Source organism: Streptomyces sp. NPDC091371, assembly GCF_040684275.1.
Taxonomy (GTDB): domain Bacteria; phylum Actinomycetota; class Actinomycetes; order Streptomycetales; family Streptomycetaceae; genus Streptomyces.
On record NZ_JBFBFP010000095.1, the window covers coordinates 1 to 8,760 of the forward strand.

Genomic DNA, 8,760 nt, shown 5'->3' on the forward strand with positions numbered 1-8,760 from the left:
GTAGACGGCTACGCTCGCGATCCCGGCGTCCCGGCAGGCCCGGGCAACGCGGACAGCGATTTCGCCACGGTTGGCGATGAGCACCTTGCGCACGATGGCTCCCTCCTTGAAACAAGCTGAGTTTAGGGACAGCCCACACGGCCTTTCGACCCTTCCCCAGTGGTGAGCTTGCCCACACAGAGTGTGATGCGAGGCCCGCTCTACCGGGGAACCCTTATGGCGCCCCAGGTCAGGGGGATCCCCGACTGCACAGTAACCCCGTCATGCAGCCGAGGTCTCTGTCATGCCGGTCAGCCGCCCCGGGTGATTCTTTGTCGAGTCCCTACGAACGGCCCACGTTATCTTTGCTTGATCGCCGCGACGGGGCCCTCGCGTAACGAAGCGGCCCGGACCTCTTGTCCGCACGTTTACCCGTTAGTAGCCTCCAGGCGTCGAACAGGCTTGTGACGCGTGGGGGTGGGACGTCGTGCTGCGCAGACTCGTGGCCGGACTGGCCGCGATCGTACTGGTCGCGGAAGCGGCGGTGCTCGTTCTCGTCCATGTCGTGTTGGGGAAGACCACCGAGAACCAGGCGATGTCCATAGCGGGCAGCGATCCGGAACTCATGTCCAAGGCGACCTACGGGCTGGGGGCGGGCATGGGCGCCTTCCTGCTGCTGTGCGCGGCCTTCACCGCCGTCGCCGCCGTCCGCGACCGCGCACCCGCCCGCTTCGCCCGCATCGTGCTCATCGCCGCCGCCGTCACCCACGGGGTGCTCGGCATCCTCACCGTCGTCCTGGTCGGCTGGGCCGCCTTCACGACGATGATGCTGATCCTGTGCCTGCTGGTGCTGACCCTGACCCTCTACGAGCCCGAGCGCCCGGAGGCCGCACTGCCCGGGGAGCTCAAGCCCACAAGTCCGTGATGGACACACCCAGTTCGCCCAGCAGCGAGCGCAGCATCGGCATCGACAGCCCGATCACGTTGCCGTGGTCCCCGTCGATCCCCTCGATGAACGGCGCCGACAGCCCGTCCAGGGTGAACGCCCCCGCCACGTGCAGCGGCTCGCCGCTCGCCACGTACGCCGCGACCTCCGCGTCCGTCGGCTCGCCGAAGTGGACCGTCGTGGAGGCCGTCGCCGAGACCTGACGGCCGCTCGCCGTGTCGATCACGCAGTGCCCGGTCCGCAGTACGCCGGAGCGCCCGCGCATCGACTTCCAGCGCGCGGTCGCCTCGTCCGCGTCCGCCGGCTTGCCCAGCGCCTCGCCGTCCAGCTCCAGCACCGAGTCGCAGCCGATCACCAGCGTGCCCGCGGCCTCGTCCAGGCCCGCCACGACCGCCGCCTTCGCCTCGGCGAGCGCCAGCGCCAGCGCGGCGGGCTCGTCGTGGTTCAGGGTGTCCTCGTCGAAACCGCTGACGATCACGTGCGGGGCGAGCCCCGCCTGCCGCAGCAGGTTCAGCCGGGCGGGGGAGGCGGAGGCGAGCACGAGCTTGCGCGGGGGAGGCGTCGTCATGCCCGCCATCGTAGGGCGCGCCTCGAAGCCCTCAGAAGGGCCCCACACCCAGGACGTACACCGCCACCAGCATGGCGAGGACGAGCACCACGGACAGCCGCCGGACCATCGCCTGTGCGTCGCGCATGTCCTTGGGCGGCTCGTTCTTCGGATCGGACCAGAGCATGCCCTGATCCTGTCCCCGGCAACGGGTGGGGCGCCTGAGTACTCGTACTCAGGCGCCCCACCCGTTCACGTCATCTTCGGGCCGGAGTCAGCTGGGCCAGTACGTACGGCCCCACGCGCGCGGCCCCGGCCGCGGCACGCGGCGGCGCGCCACGCGGGCCGGCCGCGACCACTCGTCCGGCTCCCGCGGCGCGCCCGACGGTGCCGAAGCCAGCACCGCCGCGCGCGCTTGGACCACCGCCAAAGCGGCGGCCAGCTCCTCCGGCGTCGGGTTCCCCTTGACGACCTTGATCACCACTGGACTTGCCTCCCGGTCCTAGAGGGGGATGTTGCCGTGCTTCTTGGGCGGCAGGGACTCCCGCTTGGTGCGCAGCTGCCGCAGTCCCTTCACCACGTGCGCCCGGGTCTCGGACGGCATGGTCACCGCGTCGACGTATCCGCGCTCGGCCGCCGTGTACGGGTTCAGCAGCGTGTCCTCGTACTCGGCGATCAGCCGCGCCCGGGTCGCCTCCGCGTCGCCGTTGGCCTCCGCCTCGGCGATGTCCCGGCGGTGCAGGATGTTCACCGCTCCCTGCGCGCCCATGACGGCGATCTGCGCGGTCGGCCAGGCCAGGTTGAGGTCCGCGCCGAGGTGCTTGGAGCCCATGACGTCGTAGGCGCCGCCGAAGGCCTTGCGGGTGATGACGGTGATCAGGGGGACGGTGGCCTCGGCGTAGGCGTAGATCAGCTTGGCGCCGCGCCGGATGATTCCGTTGTACTCCTGGTCCGTGCCCGGGAGGAAGCCCGGCACGTCGACGAAGGTCAGCACCGGGATGTTGAAGGCGTCGCAGGTCCGAACGAAGCGCGCGGCCTTCTCGGAGGCGTTGATGTCCAGGCAACCGGCGAACTGCATCGGCTGGTTGGCGACGATGCCCACCGGGTGGCCCTCGACCCGGCCGAAGCCGGTGAGGATGTTCGGCGCGAAGAGCGACTGGGTCTCCAGGAACTCCGCGTCGTCCAGCACGTGCTCAATGACAGTGTGCATGTCGTAGGGCTGGTTCGCACTGTCGGGGATGAGTACGTCCAGCTCGCGGTCGGTGTCGCTGACCTCGGTGTCCGCTTCCTCGGGGAAGGCGGGCGGCTCGGAGAGGTTGTTCGACGGCAGGTACGCGAGGAGGGACTTCACGTACTCGATGGCGTCCTTCTCGTCACCCGCCATGTGGTGCGCGACGCCGGACGTGCTGTTGTGGGTCCGGGCCCCGCCGAGCTCCTCGAAGCCGACGTCCTCGCCGGTGACGGTCTTGATGACGTCCGGGCCGGTGATGAACATGTGCGAGGTCTGGTCGACCATGACCGTGAAGTCGGTGATGGCGGGGGAGTACACGGCTCCGCCGGCGCAGGGCCCGACGACCAGGCTGATCTGCGGGATCACGCCGGAGGCGTGCACGTTGCGGCGGAAGATCTCGCCGTACATGCCCAGCGCGCTGACGCCCTCCTGGATGCGGGCGCCGCCGGAGTCGTTGATGCCGACGAGCGGGCAGCCGGTCTTCAGCGCGAAGTCCATGACCTTCATGATCTTCTGGCCGTAGACCTCGCCGAGGGCCCCGCCGAAGACGGTGAAGTCCTGCGAGAACACGGCGACCGGGCGGCCGTCGACCGTGCCGTAGCCGGTGACGACGCCGTCGCCGTAGGGCCGGGTCTTCTCCAGCCCGAAGTTGGTGGAGCGGTGCCGGGCGAGCTCGTCCAACTCGACGAAGGATCCCTCGTCCAGCAGCAGGGCCACCCGCTCACGCGCCGTCAGTTTGCCCTTGGCGTGCTGCTTCTCCACGGCGCGGGCGGAACCGGCGTGGGTGGCTTCGTCGATGCGGCGCTGCAGGTCCGCGATCTTCCCCGCGGTGGTGTGCATGTCGATCGGCTCTGACGGTTGTGACATCGGGGTCGCGGCTCCCTGCGTGGTGTCAACTGCCTGGTCAATTGATTGACTACTGCTGGCTACTGGTGCGTAGCGTATCGGCGGGCATGGCACTCGACAGTGCGGCGTTTGACACACCTGATGTGGCTTGCTTGGCCTCGTCGCTTTCCCTAGGGGGAGGGGTATCCCAGGGGCGGACGGCTGCCTGTGCGGCATCAGGGTAGAAACGGAACCTGAATGCCCTCTTTACCGCTGAATTCCCCACGGCCCGGAAGCTAGGGTCGACCATGATCCGAACGCGAGCCCGGGTCAACGGATCACACACGGCGACATAAGGAATCCGATCATGGCATCAGGTGCATCAGGAGGAGCTCCCGCCGGACGCTGGTCCAGCCTGGAGCGGCCGCCGCTGAACGAGGAGGCCCTGCGGCGGGCCCTCGTCACCGACGGGGGGCTGTGGAGCTCGCTGGAGGTGGTCGCGGCCACCGGGTCGACCAACTCCGATCTCGCGGGCCGGGCGGCGGGGCTGCCCGAGGGGGCCGTGCTCGTCGCCGAGGAGCAGACCGCGGGGCGGGGCCGGCTCGACCGGAGCTGGGTCGCGCCCGCCCGGTCGGGGCTGTTCTTCTCCGTCCTGCTCAAGCCGGGCGACGCCGTGCCGCAGGAGCGGTGGGGATGGCTGACCCTGCTCGCCGGGGTGGCCACCGCCACCGGGCTGTCCCGGGCGGCCGGGGTGGACACCGCCCTCAAGTGGCCCAACGACCTGCTCGTCACGGTCGACGGGGAGGAGCGCAAGACCGCCGGGATCCTCGCCGAGCGCGTCGCCGACGGGGTCGTCGTCGGCATCGGCCTCAACGTGACGCTGACCGAGGACGAGCTGCCGGTGCCGGAAGCCGGCTCGCTGGCGCTGGCCAAGGCCACCGTCACCGACCGGGATCCGCTGCTGCGGGCCGTGCTGCGGTCCCTGGAGGAGTGGTACGGGAGGTGGCGCGAGGCGGCCGGCGACCCCGCGGCCAGCGGACTCCAGGAGACCTACGCGGCGGGCTGCGCGACCCTCGGCCGGCACGTGCGCGCCGAGCTTCCGGGCGGCCGCACCCTCACCGGAACGGCCGAAGCGGTCGACGCGGAGGGGCGCCTGGTCATCCGTACCGCCGAGGACCGCCACGAGGCGGTCACCGCGGGGGACGTGGTCCACCTGCGGTCCGTGCACTGACCTCGGGTTTTCCGCCGCTCGGGCGCGGGCGCGGCGTGCTCGCGCCCGCGGGGCCGAATTCCGCGGGGAGTGGGGAGTGAGCTACGGCACACCTGCCGTATGGTTTAGGCGATCCCGGTACTCGTGGTGACCCGGTTCGGCAGGGCAGTGCGCACGGAATGGACAGGAGGCGGCCCTTGACCGTCGACGACTCTAAGTCCAGCGCGCCCGCCCCCGGGCCGACGGGCCCCGGCACTCCGATCGGGCGGGACCAGCACACCCCGCACCACGAGGTCGACCACACGGTCCAGCCGACGGCGGATCCGCTCGCCATCCGGCTGGAGCAGCTGATCCTCGGTGCCGAGCGCCGGTACACGCCCTTCCAGGCGGCCCGCAGCGCCGGCGTCTCGATGGAGCTGGCCTCCCGCTTCTGGCGGGCCATGGGCTTCGCCGACATCGGCCAGGCCAGGGCCCTGACCGAGGCGGACGTACTGGCCCTGCGCCGGCTCGCCGGCCTGGTGGAGGCCGGGCTGCTGAGCGAGCCGATGGCCGTGCAGGTGGCGCGGTCCACCGGGCAGACCACCGCCCGATTGGCCGAGTGGCAGATCGACTCCTTCCTGGAAGGGCTGACGGAGCCGCCGGAGCCGGGGATGACCCGTACGGAGGTCACGTACCCGCTGGTCGAGCTGCTGCTGCCGGAGCTGGAGGAGTTCCTCGTCTACGTGTGGCGGCGCCAGCTGGCGGCCGCGACCGGGCGGGTGGTGCAGGTGGCGGACGACGAGGAGATGGTCGACCGGCGCCTCGCGGTGGGCTTCGCCGACCTGGTCGGCTTCACGCGCCTGACGCGGCGGCTGGAGGAGGAGGAGCTCGGCGAGCTGGTCGAGTCCTTCGAGACGACCTCCGCCGACCTGGTGGCCGCGCACGGCGGCCGGCTGATCAAGACGCTCGGCGACGAGGTGCTGTACTGCGCCGACGACGCGGCGACGGCGGCGGAGATCGCGCTGCGGCTGATCGAGACGATGGAAGTCGACCCCCAGATGCCGGAGCTGCGGGTCGGGATCGCCTTCGGCACGGTGACGACCCGCATGGGCGACGTCTTCGGCACCACCGTGAACCTGGCGAGCCGGCTCACCTCGATAGCGCCGAAGGACGCGGTGCTGGTTGACGGTGCGATGGCCGAGGAACTGGGCCGGACCGGGGCGGCGCCGGTCTCCGAGAAGGAGGCCGAGGCCGAGGAGGGCGGCGGCTCGTACCGCTTCGCGCTCCAGCCGATGTGGCAGCGGCCGGTGCGAGGGCTGGGCGTGGTGGAACCGTGGTCGCTGACGCGCCGGAAGCCGCGGGGCGGCTAGGACCGGTGCGCGGGCGGGCCCCCGCCCTCCGGGTCCGCCCGCGCCTGTTCGGCCCGTCGGGCGTTTGAGGACCGGAGTGCCGGGTCGGCTGCGCCGAAGCCTCCCAGCCTCGCCGGCGTTTGAGGACCGGGGTCTGGGCTCGGTTGCGCCGCAGCCTTCCAGCCTCGCCGGCGTTTGAGGCGCGGGTCCGGGCAGAGCCCGGTTTCGGGAAGGGGCGGGGTGGGGGACTGGCTCCGCGCAGCGGCACGGTGGGGGCCGCCGGGGCCGGCCGCGCGGCGGGGCACCTCCTCGGGCTCCGAACGTTTCCAGGGGTCGGAGAGGGGAGGGGGGCCCAGTTCGGAGCCCTGCGGGGGCGCCCCACCGCACACCCGACCCCGACGGAGGGGAGCCGGACCGGCGGGGGCGGCCCACCGCCGGCGGTGGGCCGGGACCCGGGTTCTTGACCCGGTGGCGGGCTTCCGGACTACAGTGCGCCGATAACGCTCGTTAACCGGGAGGGTCGCAGGCATGTCTGAGCAGCGCTTCGGAGAGTTCGTCGCGGTACGTCGGGAAGGCGACGGGCACGTCGCGGAGCTGGCGATGGACCGGCCCAAGGCGATGAACGCGGTGTCGACGGAGATGGCCCGGTCCATCGGCGCGGCCTGCGCGGCCCTCGCGGCGGACCCGTCGGTGCGTGTCGTCGTGCTCACCTCCACCGCCGAGCGGGCCTTCTGCGTGGGCGCGGACCTCAAGGAGCGCAACTCCTTCTCGGACGCCGAGCTGGTGCGGCAGCGGCCGACCACGCGGGGTGCGTACGGGGGCGTGCTGGAGCTGCCGATGCCGACGGTCGCGGCCGTGCACGGCTTCGCGCTGGGCGGCGGCTTCGAGCTGGCTCTGGCCTGCGATGTGATCGTGGCCGACGAGACGGCCGTGGTCGGCCTGCCCGAGGTGTCGGTGGGTGTGATCCCGGGCGGCGGAGGTACGCAGCTGCTGCCGCGCCGCGTGGGCGCGGCCCGGGCGGCCGAGCTGATCTTCACCGCGCGCCGGGTGGAGTCGGCCGAGGCGCTGTCGCTGGGGCTGGTGGACTCGGTGGTGCCCGCCGGGCAGGACACGGCCGAGGCGCTGGCGCTGGCCGCGCGGATGGCGGCGAACTCCCCGGTGGGGCTGCGGGCGGCCAAGCGGGCGCTGCGGCTGGGGCACGGGATGGACCTGGCGGCCGGGCTGGAGATCGAGGACGCGGCCTGGCGGACGGTGGCCTTCTCGGGTGACCGGGCGGAGGGCGTGGCGGCGTTCAACGAGAAGCGGAAGCCGAACTGGCCCGGTGAGTGAGACAGTCGATCACGGTTCGTGATCTTCGTGGCACCTAAAGTCGCGCCAATTGTCACCAAATCGGACAAAAGTCCCTAACCTGGGGTGATGGGAGTTGACGGGCGGCTACGAGCCGTGGTGGGCCTCGCTCAGGCGATGGCCGCGGCCTCCACGCCGCGGGACAGCGTGCGGGCGGCCGCGCGGGGCGCGCGGGCGGCGCTCGACGGGTCGTTCGCCGCGATCTCCGCGTGGGAGCGCGAGCGGGGGTGCCTGCGGGTGCTCGTGAACGAGGGGGAGCGGCGGGCGGGGGAAGAGGAGTTCCCCGCGGACGAGTCCTACCCGGTGCACGACTTCCCGGAGATCACCGAGTTCCTGCACGAGCGCTGGGCGGGCGGCGGCGGCCCCCACGCCTGGGTCGAGAGCGCCGTCGGCGAGCGCCCCGGGCGGCGCGGCGAGGCCCTGCGCCGCCGGGGGCGCGGTACGTGCGTGGTCGCGCCGATCGTGCTCAGTGGGCGGGCCTGGGGGGAGCTGTACGTCGCACGGGACGAGGGGCTGCCCGACTTCGACGAGGACGACGCGGAGTTCGCGACCGTACTGGCGGCCGTGGTGGCGGCGGGCCTCGCCCAGAACGAGCGGCTGGAGGAGGCCCGGCGGCTCGCCTTCACCGACCCGCTGACCGGGCTCGCGAACCGGCGGGCCGTGGACATGCGGCTCGACGAGGCGCTGGAGGAGCACCGGCGCACCGGGGTCGTGGTCAGCCTCGTCGTGTGCGACCTGAACGGCCTGAAGAAGGTCAACGACACCCTGGGCCACGCGATGGGCGACCGGCTGCTGGAGCGGTTCGGGTCGGTGCTGAGCCTGTGCGGGGCCATACTGCCGGGCGCGCTGGTGGCGCGGCTGGGCGGTGACGAGTTCTGCCTGGTCGGGGTCGGCCCGGGCGCGGACGAGGTCGTACGGGTCACCGAGGAGCTGTGCACGCGGGCCGCCGCGCTGGAGCTGGGCGAGGGGGTGGCCTGCGGGGTGGCTTCCACCGGGGATCCGATCGGGCCGGTGAAGTCCTCCCGGCGGCTGTTCCGGCTGGCGGACGCGGCCCAGTACAAGGCGAAGGCGGCGCGCTCCCCGAAGCCGGTGGTCGCGGGGCGCGACACCGCCGTGGTCCGCCTTGCGGACGCCGCCGCCGAAGCCGCCTCGGGCGAGCGCCGCCGCTTCCGTGGCCGGCCGTAGCCCTCCCGGGCGGTGGCCCCGTCCCAGGCGCGGCGGGGCTCCGCCCCGGGCCCCTGGGGCTCCGCCCCGGGCCCCTGGGGCTCCGCCCCGGGCCCCTGGGGCTCCGCCCCAGACCCCGCGCCTCAAACGCCGGCGGGGCTGGAATTGCCCTGCGGGCAATCC

General features: G+C 72.5%; 10 protein-coding genes. 5 read left to right on the forward strand and 5 right to left on the reverse strand.

The genetic code is table 11. From position 1 onward, the window contains the following. A partial coding sequence (locus AB0O21_RS40045) for a biotin carboxylase N-terminal domain-containing protein (RefSeq protein WP_280842533.1) occupies window positions 1-93 on the reverse strand: 93 nt, incomplete at its 3' end. 373 nt (window positions 94-466) lie between these two features. On the opposite strand from AB0O21_RS40045, the gene AB0O21_RS40050 reads away from it, so the two are divergent. Continuing rightward, entirely contained in the window at window positions 467-904 is a 438-nt protein-coding gene (locus tag AB0O21_RS40050) for a hypothetical protein (protein ID WP_365180822.1), read from the forward strand. On the opposite strand, the gene AB0O21_RS40055 is transcribed toward AB0O21_RS40050, so the two are convergent. The 4 genes from AB0O21_RS40055 to AB0O21_RS40070 form a co-directional block, all read right to left on the reverse strand. Then, window positions 885-1,493 (reverse strand): nucleoside triphosphate pyrophosphatase, encoded by a 609-nt coding sequence (locus AB0O21_RS40055; RefSeq protein WP_365180824.1) that lies wholly within the window; start codon window positions 1,491-1,493, stop codon window positions 885-887. The two genes, AB0O21_RS40050 and AB0O21_RS40055, sit on opposite strands and share 20 nt — an antisense overlap. Before the next feature lie 31 nt (window positions 1,494-1,524). Further along, window positions 1,525-1,659 (reverse strand): hypothetical protein, encoded by a 135-nt coding sequence (locus AB0O21_RS40060; RefSeq protein ID WP_365180827.1) that lies wholly within the window; start codon window positions 1,657-1,659, stop codon window positions 1,525-1,527. 87 nt (window positions 1,660-1,746) lie between these two features. After that, window positions 1,747-1,953: an acyl-CoA carboxylase epsilon subunit gene (locus AB0O21_RS40065; protein ID WP_365180843.1), complete on the reverse strand. Its 207-nt coding sequence runs from the start codon at window positions 1,951-1,953 to the stop codon at window positions 1,747-1,749. Between the two features lie 21 nt (window positions 1,954-1,974). Beyond that, window positions 1,975-3,570, reverse strand: a complete 1,596-nt coding sequence (locus AB0O21_RS40070; protein WP_365180830.1) for an acyl-CoA carboxylase subunit beta — start codon at window positions 3,568-3,570, stop codon at window positions 1,975-1,977. Between the two features lie 325 nt (window positions 3,571-3,895). Here AB0O21_RS40070 and AB0O21_RS40075 point away from each other — a divergent pair, with 325 nt between their 5' ends. The 4 genes from AB0O21_RS40075 to AB0O21_RS40090 all read left to right on the forward strand — a co-directional run bounded on the left by AB0O21_RS40075 (window position 3,896) and on the right by AB0O21_RS40090 (window position 8,598). Next, complete coding sequence (locus AB0O21_RS40075) at window positions 3,896-4,759, forward strand: biotin--[acetyl-CoA-carboxylase] ligase (protein WP_365180833.1); 864 nt, start codon at window positions 3,896-3,898, stop codon at window positions 4,757-4,759. 239 nt (window positions 4,760-4,998) lie between these two features. Then, window positions 4,999-6,087 (forward strand): adenylate/guanylate cyclase domain-containing protein, encoded by a 1,089-nt coding sequence (locus tag AB0O21_RS40080; protein WP_365180846.1) that lies wholly within the window; start codon window positions 4,999-5,001, stop codon window positions 6,085-6,087. A 507-nt stretch (window positions 6,088-6,594) separates the two neighbouring features. Then, entirely contained in the window at window positions 6,595-7,395 is an 801-nt protein-coding gene (locus AB0O21_RS40085; RefSeq protein WP_365180836.1) for an enoyl-CoA hydratase-related protein, read from the forward strand. An 87-nt stretch (window positions 7,396-7,482) separates the two neighbouring features. Then, on the forward strand, window positions 7,483-8,598 hold the full coding sequence (locus AB0O21_RS40090) for a GGDEF domain-containing protein (protein ID WP_365180839.1): 1,116 nt from the start codon (window positions 7,483-7,485) through the stop codon (window positions 8,596-8,598). The last annotated feature ends 162 nt before the right edge of the window (window positions 8,599-8,760 follow it).

Excerpts from the sequence above, each read along its gene's own strand:
- AB0O21_RS40085 (WP_365180836.1), top strand. The coding sequence starts at position 6,595 with ATGTCTGAGCAGCGCTTCGGAGAGTTCGTCGCGGTACGTCGGGAAGGC.
- AB0O21_RS40055 (WP_365180824.1), bottom strand. The coding sequence starts at position 1,493 with ATGACGACGCCTCCCCCGCGCAAGCTCGTGCTCGCCTCCGCCTCCCCC.
- AB0O21_RS40070 (WP_365180830.1), bottom strand. The coding sequence starts at position 3,570 with ATGTCACAACCGTCAGAGCCGATCGACATGCACACCACCGCGGGGAAG.
- AB0O21_RS40060 (WP_365180827.1), bottom strand. The coding sequence starts at position 1,659 with ATGCTCTGGTCCGATCCGAAGAACGAGCCGCCCAAGGACATGCGCGAC.
- AB0O21_RS40075 (WP_365180833.1), top strand. The coding sequence starts at position 3,896 with ATGGCATCAGGTGCATCAGGAGGAGCTCCCGCCGGACGCTGGTCCAGC.
- AB0O21_RS40090 (WP_365180839.1), top strand. The coding sequence starts at position 7,483 with ATGGGAGTTGACGGGCGGCTACGAGCCGTGGTGGGCCTCGCTCAGGCG.